Source organism: Arthrobacter parietis (assembly GCF_039530425.1).
Lineage (GTDB): Bacteria > Actinomycetota > Actinomycetes > Actinomycetales > Micrococcaceae > Arthrobacter_D > Arthrobacter_D parietis.
This window is the reverse complement of record NZ_BAAAON010000002.1, coordinates 1-24,662: the sequence shown is the minus strand read 5'-3', so window position 1 is coordinate 24,662 and position 24,662 is coordinate 1. Positions and strand designations below refer to the sequence as shown.

Annotated in this window: 19 protein-coding genes; 6 read left to right on the top strand and 13 right to left on the bottom strand. The window is 58.6% G+C overall.

From position 1 onward, the window contains the following. Positions 1-106: 106 nt before the first annotated feature. Both ABFX19_RS08260 and ABFX19_RS08255 read left to right on the top strand, forming a co-directional pair. Positions 107-2,803, top strand: a complete 2,697-nt coding sequence (locus ABFX19_RS08260; RefSeq protein WP_346028077.1) for a lysozyme — start codon at positions 107-109, stop codon at positions 2,801-2,803. Positions 2,804-3,046: 243 nt separating this feature from the next. Continuing rightward, complete coding sequence (locus ABFX19_RS08255) at positions 3,047-4,837, top strand: ABC transporter ATP-binding protein (RefSeq protein WP_346028076.1); 1,791 nt, start codon at positions 3,047-3,049, stop codon at positions 4,835-4,837. On the opposite strand, the gene ABFX19_RS08250 is transcribed toward ABFX19_RS08255, so the two are convergent. Then, positions 4,829-5,818, bottom strand: coding sequence for a glycosyltransferase family protein (locus ABFX19_RS08250; RefSeq protein ID WP_346028075.1), 990 nt, complete (start codon positions 5,816-5,818; stop codon positions 4,829-4,831). The genes ABFX19_RS08255 and ABFX19_RS08250 overlap by 9 nt on opposite strands. 83 nt (positions 5,819-5,901) lie before the next feature. Here ABFX19_RS08250 and ABFX19_RS08245 point away from each other — a divergent pair, with 83 nt between their 5' ends. Both ABFX19_RS08245 and ABFX19_RS08240 read left to right on the top strand, forming a co-directional pair. Next, entirely contained in the window at positions 5,902-7,296 is a 1,395-nt protein-coding gene (locus tag ABFX19_RS08245) for a glycosyltransferase (protein ID WP_346028074.1), read from the top strand. A 567-nt stretch (positions 7,297-7,863) separates the two neighbouring features. Next, positions 7,864-9,198 (top strand): glycosyltransferase, encoded by a 1,335-nt coding sequence (locus tag ABFX19_RS08240; protein ID WP_346028073.1) that lies wholly within the window; start codon positions 7,864-7,866, stop codon positions 9,196-9,198. A gap of 492 nt (positions 9,199-9,690) precedes the next feature. Here the strand turns inward: ABFX19_RS08240 and ABFX19_RS08235 are convergent, their stop codons facing one another. The 8 genes from ABFX19_RS08235 to glf form a co-directional block, all read right to left on the bottom strand. After that, positions 9,691-10,809: a glycosyltransferase gene (locus ABFX19_RS08235; RefSeq protein WP_346028072.1), complete on the bottom strand. Its 1,119-nt coding sequence runs from the start codon at positions 10,807-10,809 to the stop codon at positions 9,691-9,693. Between the two features lie 54 nt (positions 10,810-10,863). Further along, entirely contained in the window at positions 10,864-11,244 is a 381-nt protein-coding gene (locus ABFX19_RS08230; protein WP_346028071.1) for a DUF2304 domain-containing protein, read from the bottom strand. 6 nt (positions 11,245-11,250) lie between these two features. Then, complete coding sequence (locus tag ABFX19_RS08225) at positions 11,251-11,916, bottom strand: glycosyltransferase family 2 protein (RefSeq protein WP_346028070.1); 666 nt, start codon at positions 11,914-11,916, stop codon at positions 11,251-11,253. A 63-nt stretch (positions 11,917-11,979) separates the two neighbouring features. Beyond that, positions 11,980-13,965 carry a DUF6541 family protein gene (locus tag ABFX19_RS08220; protein ID WP_346028069.1) on the bottom strand — a complete coding sequence of 662 codons (1,986 nt, stop codon included), beginning with the start codon at positions 13,963-13,965 and terminating at the stop codon, positions 11,980-11,982. A gap of 9 nt (positions 13,966-13,974) precedes the next feature. Next, positions 13,975-14,706, bottom strand: a complete 732-nt coding sequence (locus ABFX19_RS08215; RefSeq protein ID WP_346028068.1) for an ABC transporter ATP-binding protein — start codon at positions 14,704-14,706, stop codon at positions 13,975-13,977. Then, complete coding sequence (locus ABFX19_RS08210) at positions 14,707-15,570, bottom strand: ABC transporter permease (RefSeq protein WP_346028067.1); 864 nt, start codon at positions 15,568-15,570, stop codon at positions 14,707-14,709. Continuing rightward, on the bottom strand, positions 15,567-17,579 hold the full coding sequence (locus ABFX19_RS08205; RefSeq protein ID WP_346028066.1) for a glycosyltransferase: 2,013 nt from the start codon (positions 17,577-17,579) through the stop codon (positions 15,567-15,569). Before ABFX19_RS08205 ends, ABFX19_RS08210 begins: the two co-directional genes overlap by 4 nt. Further along, a complete protein-coding gene (gene glf / locus ABFX19_RS08200; protein ID WP_346028065.1) occupies positions 17,576-18,763 on the bottom strand; it encodes a UDP-galactopyranose mutase in 1,188 nt (395 codons plus the stop codon). The genes ABFX19_RS08205 and glf overlap by 4 nt, the downstream gene beginning before the upstream one ends. 116 nt (positions 18,764-18,879) lie before the next feature. Between glf and ABFX19_RS08195 the strand changes: the two genes are divergently transcribed. Then, positions 18,880-20,040: a glycosyltransferase family protein gene (locus tag ABFX19_RS08195; protein ID WP_346028064.1), complete on the top strand. Its 1,161-nt coding sequence runs from the start codon at positions 18,880-18,882 to the stop codon at positions 20,038-20,040. 10 nt (positions 20,041-20,050) lie between these two features. Further along, on the top strand, positions 20,051-21,118 hold the full coding sequence (gene wecB / locus ABFX19_RS08190; protein WP_346028063.1) for a non-hydrolyzing UDP-N-acetylglucosamine 2-epimerase: 1,068 nt from the start codon (positions 20,051-20,053) through the stop codon (positions 21,116-21,118). A gap of 28 nt (positions 21,119-21,146) precedes the next feature. Here wecB and ABFX19_RS08185 read toward each other — a convergent pair whose 3' ends face one another. The 4 genes from ABFX19_RS08185 to ABFX19_RS08170 form a co-directional block, all read right to left on the bottom strand. After that, positions 21,147-22,283, bottom strand: coding sequence for a glycosyltransferase family 4 protein (locus ABFX19_RS08185; RefSeq protein WP_346028062.1), 1,137 nt, complete (start codon positions 22,281-22,283; stop codon positions 21,147-21,149). Then, positions 22,280-23,272: a Gfo/Idh/MocA family oxidoreductase gene (locus ABFX19_RS08180; RefSeq protein ID WP_346028061.1), complete on the bottom strand. Its 993-nt coding sequence runs from the start codon at positions 23,270-23,272 to the stop codon at positions 22,280-22,282. The genes ABFX19_RS08185 and ABFX19_RS08180 overlap by 4 nt, the downstream gene beginning before the upstream one ends. Further along, positions 23,272-24,363: a DegT/DnrJ/EryC1/StrS family aminotransferase gene (locus ABFX19_RS08175; RefSeq protein ID WP_346028060.1), complete on the bottom strand. Its 1,092-nt coding sequence runs from the start codon at positions 24,361-24,363 to the stop codon at positions 23,272-23,274. The genes ABFX19_RS08180 and ABFX19_RS08175 overlap by 1 nt, the downstream gene beginning before the upstream one ends. Beyond that, positions 24,360-24,662: DapH/DapD/GlmU-related protein (locus ABFX19_RS08170; protein ID WP_346028059.1), on the bottom strand; the 303-nt coding region annotated here is incomplete at its 5' end. The genes ABFX19_RS08175 and ABFX19_RS08170, both read right to left, overlap by 4 nt.

The following is a 24,662-nucleotide window of genomic DNA, read 5'->3' as shown; positions in this document are numbered from 1 at the left end:
ATGCTTCAAGTCGTCACATCTGTCCCTCTTCATAAGTAACACGCAGGTACCCTTTCCTGGGAAACGCCCGGCCCCTGCCGGGGCTTGCACTATCTGGAGATTTCCCTTGATAGCTTCCCGCGCCTCGAAAACGTTCGCACTCTCCTCGCTGGTCACTCTTGGCCTCCTCGCCGGAATGACGCCAGCGGTCGGAACTGAAACGCCGACGACGACGGCCACGGCTCCGGCGGAAGTAGCCACCGCTTCCCCGCCGGCGGCTCCGGCGGCTCCTGCGAGCGAACCCGCGGATCCCGTAGAGGAACCGGCACCATCGCCAGCGGCCTCGCCTTCGCAGTCATCAGTGGCACCAGAGGCGCCCACTGCTCTTGATTACCGAAACAACTCCGACCTGCTCGCGGACCTCATAGGAGAACATGGGGCAAGCATGGGACAGGGCATCGAGCGTCTGGAAGTGACGGGAGATGCGCAAAAGCCGGCACCCCGTGAGGATGCTTCCCCGCTCAGCAACGGTGCTGACTCAACCGATTCAGTCGAAGGCGCAGCAATGGCGCCCCTTGCAACCAACTACTGGCAACCGTCGTCGGGCGTCCTTGGTGTCGACGTCAGCAGCCACCAAGGCTACGTGGACTGGGACGGCGCATGGAACTACGGCTCACGTTGGGCCTATGTGAAGGCGACAGAAGCGCTTGTCTACAAGAACCCTGAGTTCGCTCACCAGTACAACGGTTCCGGCGGCCGCGGAATGCTCCGCGGTGCCTATCACTTCGCCATTCCGAACGTCTCGAGCGGTGCCGCCCAGGCGAATTATTTTGTGGCAAATGGCGGTGGCTGGAGCGCGGACGGGAAAACCCTGCCTCCGCTCCTGGACGTTGAATACAACCCTTACCCCTCGCTGGGGAACACCTGTTACGACATGAGCGCATCGCAGATGGTCACTTGGATCCGGGACTTCTCGAATCGGATGGTGACCCTCACCGGCCGCAAGCCGATGATTTATACAACTACCGACTGGTGGAACCGGTGCACAGGCAGCAGCACGGCCTTCTCGGACCATGCGCTTCACGTGGCCTCCTACAATAACTACGGCGCAGGCACTTTGCCCGCCAGCTGGGATTTCTACAGCGTCTGGCAGTACACGAGCGAGGGACCGGTTGTCGGCGACTGGAACCAGTGGAACGGATCCTTCACCAGCCTCCAGGCTTTCGCGCGAGGCGGCAGTGCTCCCACAGCCGTATCACCCAAGCCGTCGGTGCGGGCGCTAGCGGATATGGTGGCAATCGATTCGTCCGGGCGGTTGTGGAACTACCCGGCCAACGGCGAGGGTGGGTTCGGCACACGATTCCAGATTGGGCAGGGATGGGGCAGCGCCAAGTCCATCAATCCCGTGGACTGGAACGCCGACGGCACGATCGACCTGCTTGCCCAGTGGAACAACGGAACTTTGAACTACTACGCGGGTAAGCCCTCGGGCGGGTTCGAAACTCCCGTCCAGATTGGATCTTCGGGCTGGCAGGACATCAGCATCGCCGTCGGACCGTGGGTCAAAGGCCAAGGCATCACGGTAGTCGGCGCCCGTTCTGACGGCACGCTGCACTACTGGCCACATACCTCAACGCACCGGCTCGGCAGCGCCGTGAAAATCGGATCCGGCTTCACGAACATGGCGATCGTCATGGCGGATCAGAACCTCGACGGACGCATGGACCTTCTTTCCCGCGACTCCAACGGCAACCTGCTGCGCTACACCGGCAGCGGAACCGGAACCATCGTCTCAGGCTCACGAACTGTGGTCGGTAACGGGTGGGGCGTGATCGACGCCATCAATGTTGTCGACGGCTTCAACGGCACCAACAGCCGGGGGATGATCGGGCGCAACACGGCCGGCAACCTCACCTACTACCCCTTCACCACCAACGGCTTCGGACAAGCAACCAGCGTTGGGTCAGGCTGGAGCACCTACACCATCGCTGGCACTGACTTCACGTCGACTGCCCCTGTGCCCACTCCGGAGCCGACGCCGACACCTGAGCCAGACCCCGCGCCTGCACCAGCGCCCGCCCAGCCGTCTGTGCGTGCGCTCGCGGATATGGTGGCTATTGATTCAAGCGGCAGGCTCTGGAACTACCCAGCCAACGGGAAAGGCGGGTTCGATGCGCGGTTCCAAATCGGCTCGGGATGGAGCGCAGCCGCGTCCATCAATCCCGTGGACTGGAACACCGACGGCACCATCGACCTTCTCGCGCAGTGGGACAACGGAATCCTGAACTACTATGCGGGCAAACCCACGGGTGGCTTCGACTCCCCTGTTCAGATAGGTACCGGCTGGCAGGGCATCAGCATAGCCGTCGGTCCCTGGGTTACAGGACAAGGCACCACGGTAGTCGGCGCCCGCCCCGACGGGACCCTCCAATACTGGCCGCATACCTCAACCCATCGGCTAGGCAAAGCAGTGAAAATTGGATCCGACTTCACGGATATGCCCATTGTCATGGCAGATCAGAACCTCGACGGACGCATGGACCTGCTCTCCCGCGACTCCAGCAACAACCTGCTGCGCTACACCGGCAGCGGAACCGGCAGCATCATTTCGGGCTCTCGGACCGCCATCGGAACCGGATGGCACACCATCGACGCTGTCAACGCCGTGGACGGCTTCAATGGAAGTACTAGCCGCGGCCTCATCGGACGCGACATCACAGGCGACCTTACCTACTACCCCTTCACCACCAACGGCTTCAGCCAAGCCACACCAGCCGGAAAGTCCTGGAGCACCTACACCATCGCCGGAACTCCGTTCAATTGATCGGCACAGGTTCACGGCGGGGGAATCACCGACCCCGATACCCGTGCCCTGCCTGTGGCTAACGAACGCGATGTACGGATGGCTGTAGCTACCGGGTAGGCGGTGAGAAGTGGCTGTGCAGGACTTCCCACCGCACGGCTTTTACGCTCTTTCTATTCTTGAACGCCGCACCAGCATCGACTGAAATATCCTAGTACCCTCGGCCGCCGTAAGACCCTTGCGGAAACGGTTTCGAGTACGCTGATGGACGGCATGAAAAACCTATTAGAAATATTGCGCCCTCTTTTGGCCACGCTCCCCTCAGGCAGCCGCCGCTTCCTTCTGGGCTACGGAATCGCTAGCGCATGTCTCGCCGTGCTGGACATGGTTGCATTGGGAGCGGTTGCGCTGATTCTTCCCGCCCTCGTGAGTGGAGACTCAGTCGTGCTCCCCGTCGTCGGTGACGTTTCGGGCGTGATTCTGCCTATCCTCCTCGGGGTTTGCCTATTGATCGTCCTAAAAGGAGTCCTGGCAGTCCTGCTGCTGCGGATGGCTACCGCGCGGTTCGCGCAGCATGAAGTTTCGATCGGTGACCGCCTCTTCGCCTCCTATCTTGCGTCCCCTTGGGTGAACCGTCTAAAGAAAAATTCCAGCGAACTCGTTCGTATGGTCGACGTTGGCGTAGGAATCACGGTAGCTGGCGTTCTCATTCCCGCTATGACCTTGTTTGGCGAATTCGGGACTCTTTTGGCCGTTATCGTAGTGCTATTTGTAGCCGAGCCGATCATCGCGATCGTGACACTTCTTTATCTCGGTTTCGTTGCCTTCCTGCTCGCCCGCGTCATCTCTCCTATGTCGGTTCAAGCTGGTCGAGAGAACCGCCAGTGGTCGGGTAAAACCGTCACGATGCTCACCGAAGCAATGAACACCTTGAAGGAATTGACCCTGGCAGGCAGGGCTCCTGATGTTCAGGAGCGGGTCAATATGACCCGGACCAAAAGCTCAAGGGCTCGCGCAAGGTCTATCTTTCTGAGTCAGGTGCCCCGCTACGTCCTTGAAACTGCATTGATCCTAGGATTCGCGCTGGTCGGAGGGGTTGGGCTGATAATGGATGGCCCCGAGGGAGCAGTAAGCGCGGTCGGCCTATTTGCTGTTGCCGGCTTCCGACTCGTTCCATCACTCACGCGCCTCCAGGCAGTCCAGTCTCAGGCAAACTCAAGCGCTTCTTTCGCCAATAACGTCATGCACGACATTCGGGAAGGCGACGCACTGCTCGCGGCGCGCGTACGTGATCGTCCTCAACAGAAGCTGGACTCCGGGAGAGTTGACATTAAGCTGCGAAACGTCAGCTTCACTTATCCCGGGGCTGAGTCTCCCGCCCTGAATCGTGTGAGCATCTCTATTCCGGCTGGAACACACGTCGCTTTCGTGGGAAGCTCCGGTGCGGGAAAATCCACGCTAATAGACCTTCTGCTCGGACTAATTGAGCCTAGCGAGGGGCACCTGGAAGTGGGTGGCGTGCGAATGGACTTCGTTCTTGATGATTGGCGCAAACGCATCGGGTACGTTCCGCAAGAGGTATCCCTATTCGATGCGTCTGTTGGCCAGAACGTAGCGCTCACGTGGAACCCGTCCAATGTTGACAGGCCCAAAGTCGAGACGGCACTTCGACGCGCCCAGCTGCTGGAGACGATCATTAGTCGCCCTGGCGGAATCGACGCTGTGGTCGCTGAAAGAGGCCACTCGCTCTCGGGCGGTCAGCGACAGCGATTAGGGATAGCGCGCGCTCTTTATGACAACCCGAATGTTCTTGTGATGGATGAGGCAACGAGCGCGCTGGACACGGCGACGGAGGCAGCAGTAACCTCTGCAATACGAAAGCTTCATGGTGAAGTTACCGTTATAACGGTAGCCCATAGGCTCTCAACCATCAGAAACGCCGATATTGTCTTCTTCATGAAGGACGGGCGGGTCGACGCCCAGGGATCGTTCGACGAGGTAGTTGCCAAAGTTCCGGATTTCGCGCGACAGGCAGCTCTGGCAGGTCTAAGCTAACTCGCCATAAATGGTTGCGAGCTGATTCACAACTGCATCCGGTGAGTGATGTTCGTTCACCCATTGACGGCCCTGAAGTACGTTTGCAGTTCCCACGGGGTCCTGCATGACGGAAGCGACCTCAGCGGCAAGACCATCCGTGGTTGGTGCGCTGATTACCGGCACAGGATCGGGGTAGAACCCCGGCTCAAGACGCGCCACCAGCGGAACCCCGATGGCAACGCTCTGAAGCTCGCTCATAGCTAGGATTCCCGACGTTTGACCGACGACGCAATGAGCTTTCGACAGCCACCGCAGATAGTGCTGCTTCGACATCCGAGGAATCAATTCGACGCCTCGGCGGCGCGCTTCCTGAGCACCATTGCCCCATTCCAGGCCTTCTAGGCGAACTTCAGGTCCCAACGCTCGACGAATTGCTGAAAGAAGCTCCAATTGCTGCTGTCCACCCTTGGAGTCATCCCATCGTGAGGAAAAGACGACAACCGGCGCTCCGTTTGGATCCCAGGCTGGCAGCTCGCCCAAATTTACGGGATTGGGGAGATAAATTGCATCACTTCGCGCTCTTTCTGCATGGACCTTGAGGTCTGGAGTCGAATACAACACGACTTCCGCGTTGTCCGCGCCCCATTGTATTCTGCCGCGCTGCAGGGGATCGTAGTAGAAGGTTCGGATGTCCGTTCCATGATAGTGAACGATAAATGGTCTACGGGGCCACTTGGCGAGCACATCCAACCTGGTGCCGAAATGGATATGAAGCAGATCAGCATCAAAACTTTTCAGCCAGCGGGTCGCAGTCCACTTCGCTATGCTCGCAGTCCGCCCAAGGGAGCCCATCGTGCTCGCGTTATCGAGACTCGTGTCCCGTGCCGGAAGGAAGCGCCAAGGCCGGCCCATCGCACGGCCGTACTGAACGAGAGTTGCTCCGACGTCAGCGCAATCGTAGAGGTGGAGCGCTGTTGGTTCCTCGCCGGCGGCAGACATATTCCGAACTTAGCAGAGGTTTGACGCCAGAAAACAAGCCAGCTGTAAAGTGGTTCATGCCCCAGCCAAATGGAGAGGACCCAATGACCGTCGGAAAACGCCCGCACCTCTTATATGTTGCATGGGGTTTCCCTCCCTCGCGAAGTGCAGGGGTCTACCGAGCGCTGGCGACCGCTAATGCTTTCGCGCGGAGCGGGTGGGAAGTAACAGTCCTTACGGCAAGCCGTGAAGTGTTCGAGTATCAGACGGGCACAGATACCGAACTGGAAAAAGCTGTCGACCCCACGATCCATGTAGTACGGGTGCCGTTCAGCTGGATTCGTGGAGAGCCCGATCTATCAAACTGGTCTAAACTCCGCGTGGCCTCCAACCTGCTGTGGACGCATTTGCGCGCACGGAAGGACTGGCTTGAGTTCCCCGAAGCAGTGTATGGCGGTTGGCGACGCGAGCTGATCAATGCCACGAATATAGTTCATAAAGAGAAGCCAGTGGACTTGGTGATTGGCTCCGCCAATCCAAATGTGGATTTCCTCCCGGGCTGGCACCTACACAGGAAGTCGCGTGTGCCTTACGTCATGGATTATCGTGACACTTGGCATCTCGACGTCTACGCGGATAGACGAATCGGGTCCCCGCGCTCCCGCTCGGTGCGAAGAGAACGCCAACTACTCAAACAATCTGTAGAAGCTTGGTTCGTGAATGGTGCAATTTGTGATTGGCACGCGCGGGAATACCCGGAGAACTCGAAGAACTATCATGTCGTTGCGAATGCATTTGAAGAAGAGTTCGCTTCAAATTTCGTAGGACTACAGTCCCCCGCCAAGGATGCGCTTGGCGATGGGCTCGTCTTCGGCTATCTCGGTACAATCTACGGCCCTATGCCTCTCAAAGAAACACTGGAAGGCTGGCGAAAAGCCAGGCAGAAGTCACGGCTCGTTGCGGCATCCCGCCTCGTTATCAGAGGAAGGCTAGGTCATTTCACGGAGCCTGACCCGAAGGTCCTCGCCATTTTGAGTGAATACCGCAATGACCAGGTTTCCTATGAGGGACCGGTGAGCAAAACAGATGTTGCTGCCGTCTATAAGCAGTTCGACGCGCTGCTTCTAATTCTTGGACGTAGCAAATATGTTACGAGCGGGAAGGTCTTCGAGTATGCCGCCACCGGGCTGCCGATCACATCGCTACATCACCCAGAGACCGCGACTACTGAGGTATTGAGCGGGAGAGAGGACTGGTTCCCAATGCAAGAAGTCAATGCTGATGAAGCTTGCAGGGTATTGCTTGCCACAGCGGAACGGGCGGCTGAGATGACCGCAGCTGACTATGCAAAGAACCAGCAGTGGGCACTGCACCTCTCCCGTGGGAAGCAACTAGAGCAACCGATCAAGCGCCTCGCGGAAATTGTCAAGAAGGACGGAGATCAGTGCGTTCCTCCGCTCGAGTTCTCGTCCTCATCGGAGTCAGACCACATATCGTAACCACACCGGCGCTCGATTGAGATTCGTCCGATCGGGGTGGTTGTGAAGGCACCCGAGAACTAGGGGATGAAGACCCGTGTGTTTGAACGAGTTCGGTCTGACCCGGAAAAGTTGCGAGCGTGGGTCAAGCGGGAGATTGAGAGCGCTTAAGGCCTGTCACGATGAGCAGCGATGCTAGGCGGCAGACAGCACGCAGGTGCGCAACCATGACTAACCATGCGTTCCAAGCTGGAGGCTTCCCCAAGAGAGCCGTCCTCCGGATGATGCGCGGCGCAAATTCATAGAAAGAACCCCTAATCACTTTGGCACTCTATCCGCCAGCGCCGGAGACAGGGCCGGCTGGAGCAACTCGTCTTTACCTGCCGCGGAACTTGTAGCGTTCTACCCAACGTCACCCCGCAGGTCTAGATCGCACCTTTGGATGAGGGCAACCGCTGACGAGGGCTGTCCTACGGACGGACCGCGCCAGATTGAAACGGGTAGTCACAGCCGTCGTGGAGCCTGAAGCACGTGCTGGACGAATCACTGTAGAGTTTGATTGCTCACCGATGAATTGGAGAACGCTGCATGACAGTCGACGAACGACCGCACCTTCTTTACGTCGCTTGGGGATATCCACCCTCACGTGGTGCGGGCGTTTATAGGGCACTGGCCACCGCGAACTCCTTCGCACGCAGCGGATGGAGAGTTACCGTCCTCACAGCGAGTCGAGAGGTTTTCGACTACCAAACGGGGACCGATGGCGAGCTTGAGAAGACCATCGACCCAGGAATCGCCATCGTGAGAGTTCCCTTTAGCTTGGAGAGAGCTGAACCTGACCTATCGCAGTGGTCACGAGCCCGAATGACATCAAACCTTCTTTGGTCCTATATCCGCGCGCAGAAGGATCGCATCTCTTTTCCCGAACCCGTATACGGCGGATGGCGTAGAGCCCTCGTCAATGCTACGGATCGCGTTCATCAAGAGAACCCGGTGGATTTGGTCCTCGGCACCGCAAACCCAAACGTCGATTTCATTCCTGGTTGGCACCTTCATAGGAAGGCCGGTGTGCCATATGTTATGGATTATAGGGATGCTTGGCACCTAGACGTTTTCTCAGGCGAACGAATCGGCTTGCGCCATTCAAGGTCCGCACGATTAGAAAACCGATTCCTAAAGAACGCGACAGAAGCGTGGTTTGTGAACGTGCCGATTCGAGACTGGCACGTCCAGGAGCATCCAGACCTTGCGGATAAGTTTCACGTTGTTGCGAACGCGTTCGACGCCGAATTCGCATCCCAATTCAAAGACATGGAACGGCAGACGGGCATCCATCAGAGCCGTAGTTTGGTCTTCGGTTATCTTGGAACTATATACGGCCCTATACCGCTAAAAGAGGCGCTCGACGGCTGGCGAATGGCTCGGTCACAGTCAGACCTCATCAGCAGATCGCGCCTGGTATTTCGCGGAAGGCTTGGACATTATTCCGAGCCGGACCCGAAAGTTCTCAAGTTGCTCGAACATTATGCTGGGGATAGTGTGTCTTACGAAGGGCCCGTCAGCAAGACAGAGGTCGCAGCTGTATATGCACAGTTCGATGCGCTGTTGTTAGCCTTGGCCGGAAGCGAATACGTAACAAGTGGCAAAGTCTTCGAATATGCAGCAACCGGCCTTCCTATTGCTTCAGTGCATTACCCTAAGAGCGCCGCTAGCACTATCTTGCAAGATCGCAATGATTGGTATCCTGTCAAGGAAGTCTCCGCACAAGCTGCATGTGAAGTGTTTTTGCAGACGGCGGAACGCGCGGTACATATGACTGCAACCGATTACGCCAAAAATCAAAATTGGGCGTCCCACCTTGCGCGGGAAAGGCAGCTTTCACCGCGGATACAGCGCTTAGAAGAAGTTATTGGAAAGGACTGAGCCTCGTGAATCCGCCCCTTCGAGTTGTAGCTATCGTTGGATCTGCAAGCGATCCAGAACAATTATTCCGCTCGGCGCTCGGTGAGGAGGCCTTGAATCAAGCTCTCGCTAAGGCGACCGGCCGGCAGATCGAACTTGAACTCATTAGTTGGTTGCCTTCCTACGAAACCAACCGAAGCATCGTTATCGGTAAGTCAGATCGCAGCAAACCACCTCTTGACCAATTTCTTGCATTGACGCCTTCAGTTAAACTCCACGCCTTTCTTCAGAAGTTCCCGGTCGGACGAATGATCAACTCCCTCGGTCCACTAGATGAGTCAAGGGTATTTTGGAGGGCAGTGCAGCGAGATGATTCAGCTATGTCTGTTCTTGGCTCAGCAGACGTCCTCGTCGCCGTCGATTTGACGGCTGTGAGGACGGCTTGGAAAATGCGGCGCAGGAACTCTTCTAGCCAGGCGTACTTCGGTCTTAGTTCTACTCTGAAGATTCTCGCTACAAAGTTTGCCCTCTAATATCCTCGTAATGGCCGGCGAGTTCGGCGCAGCTCACGTTCAAGCTGCGTTCTTCAACGGCGAACTTCCGCGCTGCCGAGCTCATTGCCGCATACGAGTGCGCGGGTAACTGAATGATTTCTCTGATAGCCTCGCCAAGATCGTCTATATGACCTTCCCTCACAAGCAAACCGGTGCTGCCCGGCACCATCATCTCGCGGAGCCCGCCGGAGTCATTGGCAACGACCGGAACTCCACAGGCCGCGGCCTCCAGTGCAACCAGCCCCGCCGCCTCGCGGGCACCCTTATACATGCGGCTTGGAACAACTAATGCACGCGCCCTACGCATCCAATCCCGCACTAATTCTTTATCTTGAGGGCCAACCAGTTCGATATGCGTGAACTCAGCCGCCGTTTGTCGAACCTCAGCCCTCAAATCACCATCCCCCACTATGACGAGCTTATGCGGGGCGCTCTTGTTCACCGCGCCTGAAGCGGCTATTAGGTCACGTATACCTTTACCTTCGCTAAGCCCACCTACGAACAGCAGCATCGGCTTTTCGCCGAGCTCTGAGCTGCGGACTTTCTCAGCCGGAGTGAAGTAGTCAGTATCGATGCCCTGGTAATGCACCTCCAATTTGCGCGGATCCAAACCCGCTGCGATGGCTTCGGCCGCAAGGAAGTTACTCACGGCGAGGAGCTTCCTACTTTGCTTGTTCGCAACTCGAACGTTGTAATGGTGCCATCGTGCCATCGCCGTGGATGGCGGCCGTTGTAAGGCGAAAACATCGGCCCCGTGAAGGGTGGTTACCAGCGGGACGCGTGTGCTCATGGCTACGTGTGCAGCAGCGACGGCCCAAGTACCGAAATGCTGATGGATTATGTCGGGATGAAACTTCTTGACTCCTCCTACCATGCTTGGGATAAACCCGGGCATGACAAGTTCGCGCCTCCGAAATCCGAGCTGGCGGAGCGGTACATAGTCATTAACCGGAACCGAAGAGTCTGTGCTTAGGTCCGCGACCAGGCAAAACACCTCGAACTGATGCAAATCGCTCATTTTTTCGGCGTGTGTCAGGGCAAAGTACGTAGGAGGAACCCGCAGCGTTCCCTTGGTCACTGCAACTCTCACGCTTGCGACTCCCCCGCTGAGGTGGCGATTGTTGAGCGGACCTTACGCATTGGGTTGGGTGGGATTGTTCGACCGCTGTCCGCTCTCCCAGGGGCGCGTCGCTTCATCCAGCGCCACACGGCGGGCCAGTTTAGTGATTGACGCTTCCGTGTGTCTGAAACGTTGATGCGTTGTGGACATGTAAACAAGAAAGCTGACGATGAATGCGTAGAGAACGAGGTCGGTGCCACGTCCAATGCCGAGGACATGAGCTGTGGCGGAAAGCAGCGAAGGGAGGAAGATGGAGAGAGCAGCGGTCAAGGCGAAGAGAAGAACCATGATTCTGCGAACAGCCATGTGCTTGGCATTTGAACCACCTCGGATGAGCACCAGCGAGACAGTAACGACCGCAAGAACGAGCAAAATTTGCACAACGATTAACACGTTAGATCACCTAAACAGTAAATCAGCCATAATATTGACAGAATTAAGGAGCGACTGCCCCTTCGATTTTGAATACTCTGTATAGATAATTTGCACTGGGTGTTCCGTCCAGCGTGGGTGTAACAGTGCAAGTAATTGCACAAGTTCGGAGGCATGCGCCATGCGGTTCTGCGTCAAATGAATGTTGGAGGTAATGCCCCGAGAAAATGCGCGCAGCCCGTTGTGCGCGTCTGTGAGGGGCATGCCTGTAGTCAGTCTCGTCTGCAACGCGGCGGTGCGCAAAACCAACCGCTTCAACCAGCCTATATTGGTCCGGCTGTCAAGGAACCTCGAACCTAGCACAACGTCGGCCTCACCGGAGTGGATCCGAGCGACCATGGCCATGGCGTCGTCCACCCGGTGCTGGCCGTCAGCATCGAATGTCACCACACTGGTCATCTCGGGATCCGACAAAGCGTACTCGAAACCCGTCTGCAAAGCGGCACCCTGCCCAAGATTGACTGGGTGTTGAACGACGACGGCACCCGCCTCGTGGGCGGCTCTGGCCGAAGTGTCCGTGCTGCCGTCATCCACACAAACCACGTGCGGAAAGTACGGGAGCAGACCCCGGACGACATCGCCAATTACCGGTGCTTCGTTGTAGAGAGGAATAACGATCCAGGTGCGACTCACCGAGCAAGTATCCCATAGTCGAGTGGACGCGGAACAACGCGCAACAGTGCTCAAACGTGTTTGTCAGCACTTCGCGATCCGATATAGCTCTGCTTCACCTACGCTGCGCACCAGCTCAAACCCGGATTCAGCTGTCACATCGTCAAACGCGGGGTATTCAAATGCTTCTTCAAAGTCGAGGAGGTAATCGTCGCCAAAGTCGAGCACATACTCGATCCCCAGATTTTGGGCGGTGCTGCAACTGTCCGATCCCTGGACCGCAGCATCCAGCGTCTGCGCTACCATGGCGAGGTCATCTCCCGGGGTGTCCATGTGATACTGCGAAACGGGAATACCTGTATAGGCATAGGCTAACGCACCTCCGTTCCAAGGGTTCACCCCAAGGACTGTGTCTTCAGGAACGAGCTCTGGAAGCTGCTCAATGAGCTTCCTCTCGTCAAGAGACAGGACATCAGCCTTGGCATTCTCGAAGCTGTACGCCCGTTTCGCATTCGCCACCGCGTCGTCGATCGCGCCTTGAAACGAGGTGGCGCAGAGTATGACTAGGAACGCCATCACGGAGGCCGAGACAACAGCTCCGGCGACCGGTCTTCGCACCCCTCTCCCTGCATCCGTTACTCGGCGAACTGCCCAATCGCGCAACCATAGGAAACCCGCAACTGCGACCACTATGCTCACCATCGGCGTCAACGCGGCCAGCCGCGGAGCGTCCTGGTACCAGGATCCGATGAAGAACATACGGATCGGCCCGGGCGGGACCGATGCGGCAACAACGTAGAGAAAAGCAGGAACCACGAAAACGAAAAGGAGCCATACTCTCCTCTTATCGGAAGCCAGTACCACCAGGCCCCCGGCTATGGCAGTAGCGGTGAACCAGTTGGTAGCGGTAGCGCTCACGGAACCAGTGAGCACTGCGCCCAGTGCGGCGCCTCCCGTGGTGAACGGCTCCCGGTCATCGAAGGATAAAAGCAACTGCCCCCACACGAGCAGATAAGTGATGCCGACGACGATCAGCACTCCAGTCTTTCGCCACAGTGCGACATCCCGTGGGGTTCGAGCCGGCCGTGCCCACATCCACCAAATCCACAGACCGATGGGGACGAACATCGCCAAAAGAGCGACCAGTCCGTTTGGCTGCGCAGTGACCAACCCTGCCAACACGATGCCGAGCAGCACGGTGTGGCTCGACCAATGCCACTGGTCTACCGGTTCCAATACCAGCCGCGAGACATGAATCAGAAGTCCAAGTGCTACGGGGAGAATGCTGTAGGACAACATGTTGGGAAATAGAGTCCCATACTCGAACAGGGCGAGCGGGAAGGCTGGAAAGACCGTGGCCAGCACTGCCGCGGTCAGCGCGGCCAGATTGCTTCTCCCAACCACACTCCTCACAAGGAACATGCAGCATAGAGGCCAGACAAGCGCGGCGATCACGATGTTCAACATATTCACGCTCACTGGGATGCCGAGACCAGCCAGCTGCCCAACCAGAGCAGCGACGGAGTGCCACGCAGAGGGATAGATTGCGATGTCGCGATCAGGCGAAAGCATTCTGCCCAGGTTGAGAGTGGAGGCGTTCCCTGTCTCAACAATGTAGCGCACCGCGTTGAGGTGAAAAACGTCGTCATACCGCTGCGCGATGTGATCAGGCCGGTCCATCGCAGTCTTCACCTGCAGGGCGATTACCAATGCCGCGAGAAAGGCGCCAGCGATAGTGCCGAGCCAGCCGTTGGACCTTGGCTCCGGATCTCGCTTTGGCCTGCGCTCTTCCTTCCCTTGCCCGGTGAAACGCCGGCGGCACGCCCGCACGATGAGGTAGACCGCTGCTGCGCCCGGGACCACGCACAAGAGGAGCCATGCTGCAGACCACTCAACTCCGAGAAGCGCTCCTAAAATGCCGGCTATCCCGACAGCTCCTACCCCGAGGGCCGGTGCTGCGGTCACTAATGACGGCCCACGTGCTCCGCCGGCGAGAGCCAACAGAACGCCTGGAACAAACAGACAACCAAGAGCCGCTCCGAGCGCGGGAACGGCAGCCCACCATGTCACCGCGCGCGCCTAACCCTCACCACGGAGAATGGACACAGCTCGGCCCACCGGCCCGTCGAACTGTACCTCGCCATGATTGAGCAACACCCCCCGGTGGCAGATCTGGGAAACCAGATCAAGATCGTGACTGACAACAACCAGCGTCTTTCCCGCCGCAGCTAGTTCCCTAATCTTGGCGATGCACTTCTTCTGAAACGGCTCATCTCCGACGGCAAGAATCTCGTCTACAAGGAAGACTTCAGGATTGGTGTGTACTGCCACGGCGAAAGCCAGGCGAAGGTACATACCTGACGAGTAAAACTTCACTTCCGTATCAATAAATTGCCCAATTTCCGAGAACTCCACTATGGAGTCGAATCGCTCCCTGATTTGAGCTTCCGTCATTCCGAGGATAGCCCCATTGAGAAAGACGTTGTCCCTCCCGCTCAGATCCGGATGAAAGCCTGCACCCACCTCGATCAGCCCCGCCACCCGCCCCCGAGTCCGAACATCCCCTGTATCGGGCAGCATGACCCCGGAAATGTGCTTCAGGAGCGTGCTCTTACCTGAGCCGTTCAAACCTAGGAGGGCCACGGACTCACCTTCCTCTACCGTAAGATGGACGTCACTAAGCGCGTGAAACCGCTCGGAGAGATCACCCTTGCGGCCCTTTACAAGCCACACAAACGCTTCCTTGATCGACCTGGTGTGCCTCAGGACGAACTGCTTGGATACTCCCCGAACTTCAATTGCTGTACTCACTTATAGCTCCTGGGCAAAACGGCCCTCGAGCCGACGGAAGGTGTACTGCCCCAACAGGATCACCAGCACTGCGAGTATCGCGGCCACCGGTACCCACAAACTGAAGAAATCGGGCGGCACTAGGGTCCCGGCGTCCGTCACGGAACCGGTTGTGGGTCGCCAAAAAGCGAAGTGGAAGAGCTCGACGGCGATGGTCAGCGGGTTCAGCAGGTACAGGGTGAGAAATACTTCACCCAGTGCATCCCGGACCATAGTCCATGAGTACAGCACCGGCGACGCCCAGGTGGCGATCATGAGGAGCATATCGACGAAATTTTCGGAATCCCGGAAGTAAACGTTTGCCGCGCCAAAAAACAGACCCAGCCCGGTTGCAAGGAGTGCCACAATTGCGAAACCGCTTAAGGCAGCGGCAATTTCCAGCAATCCCGGCCTCCATCCCGTGAAGACGCAAGCGATGAGCAGCACAACAAGTTGCGGCACGAAATGCACCGCCGACACCCAAACTGAGGCCACAGGGAACAGCTCACGCGGCAGATAGATCTTCTTGATCAGGCCGCCGTTCCCAACGATCGATCTGGATGCGTTGCCTAATGCCTCATTGAAGAAGTTAATGAGAACGATCCCAGAGAACAGGTAAATAGGATAATTCTCCGTACTTCGATTCATGCCCAAGAAGACTCCGAGCGCGAACCAGAACACGATGAACTGGACACCCGGCTTCACATAGGACCAAAGAAGCCCCAGCACAGAGCCCCGATAGCGAACCTTCAGTTCCTTTGCGACCAGCAGCTTGAGAAGGAACCTCGAACGAAGCACGTCCTTGAGACCACGCCCGAGCCCGGGCGTGGCCAGCTCAGCACTCAATCTTGCGGGTTCTTCCGGGAATGCGCATCAAAGGTCTGCTTCCATGCCTCAAATGACGTGATGCTCGTCAGCTCGTTGCGGTACGACTCTCTCAGACGTGGCCACTCACGAAGAATCTGGGCATTGAGGCTGGCGGCTTCCGCAAGCATGGAGCGCAGTTTACGGGGATCGCGCTGATACCAGGAAGCTCCCGTTCCCTCTGCGTTGGAAACGACTGCGCTGTCATATTGAGACATTCGCCACCATTTGTTGTCCTGATGCGCAATAAACGCCTGCGGGCGTTCCTTGCTCGACGCGGCGATTGGCTTACTGAGCTGGCGGACGATCGTCTTGGCGGCCCACGGCATCAGCTGAAAGTAGGAGGGTGCCTTGAACCCTTGCCCATGCCGAGGGGGTTTGTCCATCTTCGGACCGGGAAACGCATCTGGATCATTGCGGAACTGCGAATCTGGGTACTCGCTTGCCATCGACCTGATCTCCGGCAACTTGGTCGCGAGAATGGAGTGCAGCTGCTCGGGCCCCTTGAGGACGTCGCGCATCGCCATCAAACGTCCCATGGCCGTGTAGTACTGCATTGAGATCAGGTGTTTGATGTCCATGTACCCGGACTCCCGGACTACGCGCCCACCCCGGTCATACGGACTGTGGAGCAGTGCCGCGATCATGCGGTTCCGGGTATGAAAGTACGCCTGCCAACCGACCAGATCGTCCTTATCAATCCAGGAGACATGCCACACGCCGGCTCCCGGCATGGACACAGTCGGGTAGCCCGCGGCCTTGGCCCGGAGGCCATATTCCGCGTCATCCCATTTGATGAATACAGGCAGCGAAAGCCCTATGTCCCGAATGACAACGGTAGGGATCAGCGCCATCCACCAGCCGTTGTAATCCACATCAACACGGCGATGAAGCCATGGGGTCTGCCGGAGGTTGGAACGGACGAAGTCGTGTCCCAACGTCTGATCGGAGAGCGGCTGGTCCGGCTGAAAGCGCCAGGGATTGACGATTTCGCCGAAGGTGTGGAGGACAGTCCGGTTGTAGAGGTCGAACATGTGCCCGCCGACTATCGTGGGACTCTTACAGCGGTCGGCGAATGTGAGCAGGCGCGAGATGCTCTCCGGCTCCACCACGATGTCGTCGTCAAGCAGAAGCGCGTAATCGCTTCCGTTCTCCACCGCCTCGTACATGCCCCGCGCGAACCCTCCGGATCCCCCGAGGTTGTCCTGATCAATGATTCGAAGCTTACCCTTCAGCGCCGTGCGAACCTCATCAAACCCGGGCTCATCCGATACTTTCTGCGTCCCCTGATCGACGACCAGAATTTCCTTCAGTTGCTTGAGGTTGTCCGGGTGATTCGCCAGGATCTGAAGGTTATTGAGGCAGAAATCGGGTTTGTTCAGAGTGGTGATTTCCAGCGTGACGGACCCCGCTTCACGAGGTTCTTCATGAGCGAGCCACTGCGCAGACTCAAGAACGAAATCTTCGGCGCCCGCAACGAGATCGAACCAGTACCACCCGCCGTCGCCGAATGGCTTCAGGGAGAGGTCGAAGTGAGTGTTGGCCACGGCATCAACCCGCTGTGTCTCGACATGTTGCAGGGAACCACGCGCGTTCGACCGGTAGACGCTGATACTGCCCGAACCGGACGTTGTAACCGCGAGGCGCACATCATCGACTGTGGTCCATTTGCGCCAGTAACTGGCTGGGAATGCGTTAAAGTAGCTCGCGAAGGAGACCCGCTCCCCCCTGCGGACAAGGGTCGAATGGCGAGATCGGAAATCCTCGGCGTGGATCTGCTTCGCATTGCTGAAACTACTGAATGCAGCTCGTTCGTTGGACACGCTCCCGTCCATGGTGTTCAGCTGGATGCTGAGAGCACTGCCCGTATCAATGTAAAGCGGCGCCGTGTCAAGGTTGCTCTCACTCGGCAGAATCACCCGCTGAAGAATCTGCCAGCGCGCGCTTTCCTTTTTGCTACCCGTCGGTGCTGCCGCCGTCGTCGTGCTCATAGGTCCACGCCTCCACTCTCAAACCGTGCGCCACCATCGAAGTGAGGCTTGATCTTGTTGTCGAACATCGATAGCGCCGCCCCGATGGCCATGTGCATGTCGAGATACTTATAGGTGCCGAGGCGCCCGCCGAATAACACCAGCTCTTCCCCTCGCGCAAGCTCGCGGTAGGCAAGCATCTTCGAGCGGTCGGCCTCTGTATTCACCGGGTAGTACGGCTCATCGTCCTTCTCGGCAAACCGGGAAAACTCCCGCATAATAACTGTGGCGTCCTTGGTGTAATCACGCTCAGGATGGAAATGCCTGAACTCGTGAATCCGCGTGTAGGGAGCGTCTTCGTCGGGGTAATTCATCACGGGACAGCCCTGGAAATCTTCAATCGGCAGGACTTCTTCCTCAAGATCAATCGTGCGCCACGACAGGTCGCCCTCGACATAGTCGAAGTACCGGTCCACGGCACCCGTATAGATCACTGGCACCTGACCTACAGCGGCCCGACGCGAATATGCGTGTCCGTCGTCGAAGAAATCAGTGTTCAACTCGACGGTGATGTTTGGATGCTCAGCCATGCGTTCAATCCACGCCGTGTAACCGTCGACGGGCAGGCCCTCGTACTTGTCGTTGAAGTACCGGTTGTCGTAGGTGTAACGGACCGGCAAGCGGGAGATAATTTCCGCCGGTAAATCTTTGGGATCGGTTTGCCACTGCTTGCCGGTGTAGTGCTTGATGAAAGCTTCATAGAGCGGGCGTCCAATGAGTTGGATGCCCTTGTCATTCAAGTTCTGCGGGTCGGTGCCAGCCAGTTCACCGGCTTGCTCCTGAATCAGCGCCCGAGCCTCTGCCGGTCCCATCGATGATCTGAAGAACTGATTGATGGTACCTAGGTTGATCGGCATGGGGTAAACCTCGCCTTTGTGGCTGGTGTACACCTTGTGCTGGTAGCTGGTGAACGACGTGAAGCGATTGACATACTCCCAAACTCGCTCATTCGAGGTGTGGAAAAGGTGCGCACCATACCGGTGCACCTCAATGCCGGTCTGCTTCTCGTTCTCGCTGTATGCGTTACCGCCAATGTGATGCCGGCGGTCGAGGACTGCAACTTTCAACCCTAGTTCTGTTGCGGCCCTTTCGGCGATCGTTAGGCCGAAAAAGCCCGATCCGACGACGACGAGGTCAACGTTCACGAATTCTCCTGGGTCGGTTTTGGTTGCGTGCAAGCGACACACACCCGCGGGTCAAGGTTACCCGACCGCCCCGGAAGAAGCGCATCGCAGGAGTGCCACAGTCTAGAGTTGTGAACATGCGCCCCAAAATACTCTGCATTTCCTTTTCGGAGATAACGGCGGATTCACGAGTCCTTCGGCAACTCGATCTGCTGGCCGAATTCGGCGAAGTAACAACCCTTTCCTACGGTAGCAAGCCTGCAGCTGCAGCCGACCACCTCGAAATAGACTCAGGATTAGCCTCGCTCCCTCAAACACCGCTGGGAGTAGCTCTTCTCACCGTCAGATGGCATTCGAAAGCAGAACTGGCGGCACCTGCAGTGCAACGGGCGCTCGCATTGGTTAAAGATCACAACTTCGATCTCATCGTTGCGAACGAGGCAAGGGCGCTACCGTTTGCACACCACATCGCGGGTGAAACACCGATATGGGGTGACATGCACGAATGGGCGCCGGAAGAAAGAGTGCAAGTCCTGTCGTGGAGGCTTCTGGTCGCGCCGTTGATGGCTCGTGTCTGCAAGAAGTACCTGCCACGAACCCAAGCGATCACCACAGTCAACGAGTCAATCGCGGTGCTCTACAAAGAGAATTTCGGGAGCCCGACCGAGATCGTACGGAACGCACGGCCTTTTGTTGACCTCACGCCCCAACCATTGAGCGATTCCGTGATCCGTCTGGTGCACAGTGGAGCCGCCGTACCAGGACGGAACCTTGAGGGCATGATTGAGGCGGTCCAGCAGCTCGGGACTGGATACACTCTCGACTTCTACCTGATTGAGGCGAGGGATAACGGAAGATACCTGCGCCGCATTCAGCACCTCGCAGCGAACTCCAAGCGAATTCGCTTTCATCCTTCCGTTTCTCCCGACGAGCTGCCTGAGGTACTTAACAGTTACGACCTCGGAATCTATAGTCTTCCGCCGCAAACACGGAACCAAGCTTTGATGTTGCCCAACAAGTTCTTCGATTTTGTTCAAGCGAGACTGGGTATCGTCTTTAGTCCTTCACCAGAGACATCCCGCCTCATCCAGGAACACCATGTAGGTTCGGTCACTGAAGATTTCTCTCCTGCATCCCTGGCTGCGGCAATTCGATCACTCTCACGAGATCAGATCTGGACGTACAAACAGAACACTGACCGTGCAGCGCAGGCGCTGAGCTCCGAGTCGGATAACGAAATTGTCCGTGGCATTCTGCGACGGCTGTTGCTCGACGGAGCCCGGCCTGCGAGCCGGTAAAGTGAGTGGCATGCGTATTCTCAGCGTGGTCGGCGCGCGCCCCCAATTCGTGAAGCTCGCTCCCATCGCCACTGCGCTGCAGGGCAAGGCTGAACACCTCATTGCCCACACCGGACAGCACTATGACGAGTTGATGTCCGATGTCTTCTTCCAGGATTTGGGCATTCCCGCCCCGGACTTCAACCTGGCTGTCGGGTCCGGGCCGCACGGGCGGCAGACCGGCACGATGCTGGCAGGGCTGGAAGAGGTGCTTGAGCAGGCACGGCCGGACTGGGTCCTCGTGTACGGCGACACGAACTCAACCCTCGCTGCGGCGGTAGCCGCTGTGAAGATGCATATCCCGGTGGCCCACCTCGAGGCCGGTCTGCGGTCATTCAACCGTCGGATGCCGGAAGAACACAACCGCGTGCTGACGGACCACGCCGCGGACCTCCTGCTCGCCCCCACCGAAGTGGCAATGGCCCATCTCGCCACGGAAGGGCTGGCGGACCGCAGCGTCCTGGTCGGCGACGTCATGACCGACGTGCTCTACCTCACCCGGGATGCAGTCAACGCAAAACAGGAACCGCTTCCCGCTGGACTGGTTACGGGCGGATATTACGTGAGCACCATCCACCGTCCGGATAACACGGACGCCGCCGGCCGCCTCGCCGCAATTGTCAGCCAGCTCTCGGAGCTGGATAAGCCGGTGCTTCTCCTGGCCCACCCGCGCCTGCGCACCCTGGCCGGCGAGCACGGTATCTCCCTGGACCACGGTTCCCTTCGGTCAATTGCCCCGCTTGCCTATCCGCAGCTCATCAACGCCGTCCAGAACTCGGCCGGTGTCGTGACTGACTCGGGCGGGCTCCAGAAGGAGGCCTTCCTCCTGAGGGTGCCCTGCACAACCGTGCGGCCGGAGACCGAATGGGTTGAAACAGTCGAACTGGGATGGAACACGCTGATTTCCGCTGACCTGAGCCAACTGGGAGCTGCGGTTAGCCGCCCCGCCCCGGCCGCCACGGATGCCAACCCCTACGGCTCCGGAGAAGCAGCCCACCAGGTAGTTGCCGCCCTGCTTAACGGGTCAGCCTCTTCCTGATCCGCAGACCGACGGGCTGCCCGTGCCCCTATCTGGCCCGGGCGGCCAGGACGGCCCGAGCGGCACGTTCCCCCGCCGTCCGGAGGGAAGCGTTCTCCTGGACCCAGGTGACGCGCGACTGTTTCCCGTCGTCGTCGTGCCCTTCGAGGAGCCGGCGCATGGCTGCCGCGACATCAAGCGGGTCGTAGGAAACACTCTCGCCCAGATCATTCCCGGCCACCATGTCGGCGCAGTCGCCGGCACCGGAATAGATAACGGGTATGCCGCATGCGGCTGCAGCGTAAATCTTTGTGGGCTTGGCGAAGTCGTAGCCTTTCCCGGGGACAATGCTCACCAGCGCGCCTGCTGCCCCACGGATCCAGGCGGCCGTCTCTGCCGGAGACTTCACACCGCCGAAAGTGACGCGGCCGGGGGCTACACGCTCAGCCAGTTCCCGCAACGCAGGCTCCGACGCTCCCTGACCGAGGAAATACAGCCGGACATCCCGTCGGTCCTCAAGCAGAGTAAGCGCATTGATGAAGATTTCAGCGCCCTGCCACTCCGACATTGTTCCGGTGTAGACGAAATACGGGTGTCCAGGCTGCTGTTTCGGCCCTTCCATGGCAAAGGTTTCGGTGTCGATGCCGTTTCCCACAACGCTCACGCGCTCGGCGGGTACGCGGAACTGCGCCAGCTGCTCAGCCACGCCGTCGGAGATCGCCAGAATGTGGTGGGCATTCCGCAGGACCACGCCCTCGATCAGCCGCATCACGGAAACCACCGGTGAGGAGGCACCCATCGCGATCACTGCGTCGGTCCAGACATCAGCCGCGTAGTAGACATACGGACGTCTCCTCAGCCAGGAAGAAACGGTAACCATCAACCCGGTAGTGGGTGGGGGTTCGGAGACCACCACATCTGCACGGCTGAAAACGAGCCGGAAAAACAGCGGAACGTCAAAGCTCAGATACTGGATGTACCCCCGAACATTTCCCCCGCGGTCCCGCAGTACCGGCCAGCGGGAGACCCCCTGCTCCGCGGAGTGGCCCGTCGGTGGGAGCGTGGTGAGCACCCTCGCCGATGCGCCGTCACGCTCAAGTGCGGCAACGAGGGCTTTCAGTCGAAAAGCGGCGGCACCGACTTCCGGCGGGTAAAGCCGGGTGGCTAGGATGACCCGCGCATTCACGCGGTGACGTCAACCATCTGCCCCGTCCGGGCAGAGTCGATCATTGCTTCAGCGACCCGCAGAGTGTTGAGTCCCTCGCGCATGGTCACGACATCGTTGCGCTTGCCCAACACAGCGTCGCGGAAGGCTTCATGTTCGGCCTTCAACGGCTCGCGCTTCGTGAGCGCCAGACGGGTGATGTTGCCCTCGCTCACGCCACGGAAGTTCGACACCGCTTCCCATTCGGTGTTGATAGTTCCGTTTTCATAGAAGGTCAGGTCGGCCGTCAAAGTATCAGCGACGAAAGCACCCATCTCCCCCGTCACCACCGTTAGCCGCTCTTTCATCGGCGAAAGCCAGTTCACCAGATGCGAGGTGATGACGCCGTTGGCGAGTTGGCATGATGCCGTGACCATGTCCTCGTGTGGGCGCCCCGATCGCGTGCTCGTCCGGGCGGAGATCGACTTGTAGGGCGACTGCGCCAGCCAGGCGGTCAGGTCGATGTCATGGGTGCCTAGGTCCTTCACGACGCCGACGTCTGCGATCCGCGAGGGGAAGGGACCCTGACGTCGGGTGGCCACCTGGTACACATCTCCAAGATCGCCGTTTTCGATGCGGGATCGCAGGGACTGAAGTGCCGGGTTGAACCGTTCGATGTGCCCGACCGCGCCGACCAGACCAGCTTCCTCGAAAGCCTCGGCCAGCTTTACGCCGCCCTCAATGGTGGAAGCGATCGGTTTCTCCACCATGGTGTGCACTCCCGCAGCTGCCAGGGTAAGCCCGACTTCCTCATGCAGACCGGTGGGCACCGCGCACACGGCCATATCGATCCCTTGCGCAATCAGCTCATCTACAGACCCACACAGCGGCAAGTCCCCAGCGACGCCGTGCGGATCGCCGTAAGCATCCGCGACCGCCACCAGTTGAACGCCGTCGAGTTCGCGCGCGACGCGAGCGTGATGACGGCCCATCATTCCCAACCCGATGATGCCTACGCGAAGATCCGCCATTATGCGCCTGCTCCGGCGAGCTTGTTCACGGCCGTCACAATCCGGTCCAAATCCTCTTCATCAAGTGAAGGGTGCACCGGAAGCGAGAGCACCTCGCGTGCCGCGAGCTCCGTGTTGGGCAGGTCCTCGGTCCGGTCGAAGGACGGTAACCGGTGATTCGGAATCGGGTAATAAACACCGCTGCCGATGTTGTACTCATCCTTCAAAGCCGCCGCGAAGCCGTCCCGGTCACCGGAGATACGGATGGTGTACTGGTGGTACACATGTTCGGCACCCTCTGCCACCGCGGGTGTTCCGACCCCTTCGAGGTTCTCGTTCAGGAACTGCGCGTTCGACCGACGCTGTGCAGTCCACCCGAGAACCTTGGTCAGCTGAACACGCCCGATCGCAGCGTGGAGATTGGTCATGCGCGCATTGAATCCGACCAGTTCGTTCTCGTACTGACGCTCCATACCCTGGTTCCGCAGCAGTCGAAGGTTCCGCTCGACCGTGGCGTCACCGGTGGACACCATGCCGCCCTCGCCCGAGGTCATATTCTTCGTCGGATACAGCGAGAACATGGCGAAATCGCCGAAGGTGCCGACCTTTCGGCCGTCCAGCGCAGCCCCATGAGCCTGCGCAGCATCTTCGAACAATTTGATGCCACGGGCGTCAGCAAGTTCCCGGAAGGCGACGACATTCGCCGGGTGCCCATACAGGTGCACCGGCATAATCCCCTTCGTCTTATCGGAGATCAGTGACTCCACATGCGCGATATCCAGGCAGTAGTGGTCGAGCTCAATGTCCGCAAACACAGGCGTCGCGCCGGTCAGCGCCACCGAATTCGCGGTTGCAGCAAACGTAAAGGAGGGAACGATGACCTCATCACCCGGTCCGACACCTGCGGCGAGCAGACCGAGATGCAGCCCGGACGTACCCGAGTTCACGGCAACAGAGGCCCTACCGTCGAGGAGAACGTCCGAGAACTCCTTCTCGAACTCGGCAACTTCGGCGCCCTGCGCCAACATGCCCGAGACGAGCACGGCATCAACAGCAGCACGCTCCTCATCTCCTACGATCGGCTTCGCTGCCGGAATGAATCCTGTGCTCATTTCTGATCCTCTACTGGTGCCAGTGTGCCGTGTGCTTCGCTGTACTTCTCGCCGGTCTCGGGGCAGACCCACAACCCGTCCTGTTCCTTGAGCGGGTGACCGGCCTTACCTACCCAGCCGAGACGGCGCGCGGGTACTCCTGCCATCAGCCCGTAAGCGGGAACGTCTTTAGTGACGACGGCGCCGGCAGCCACTGTCGCCCACGCCCCGATAGTCACCGGAGCAACACACACCGCACGCGCCCCAATCGAGGCACCATCCTCGATCGTGACGCCGACCGGCGTCCAGTCGTGCGCGCT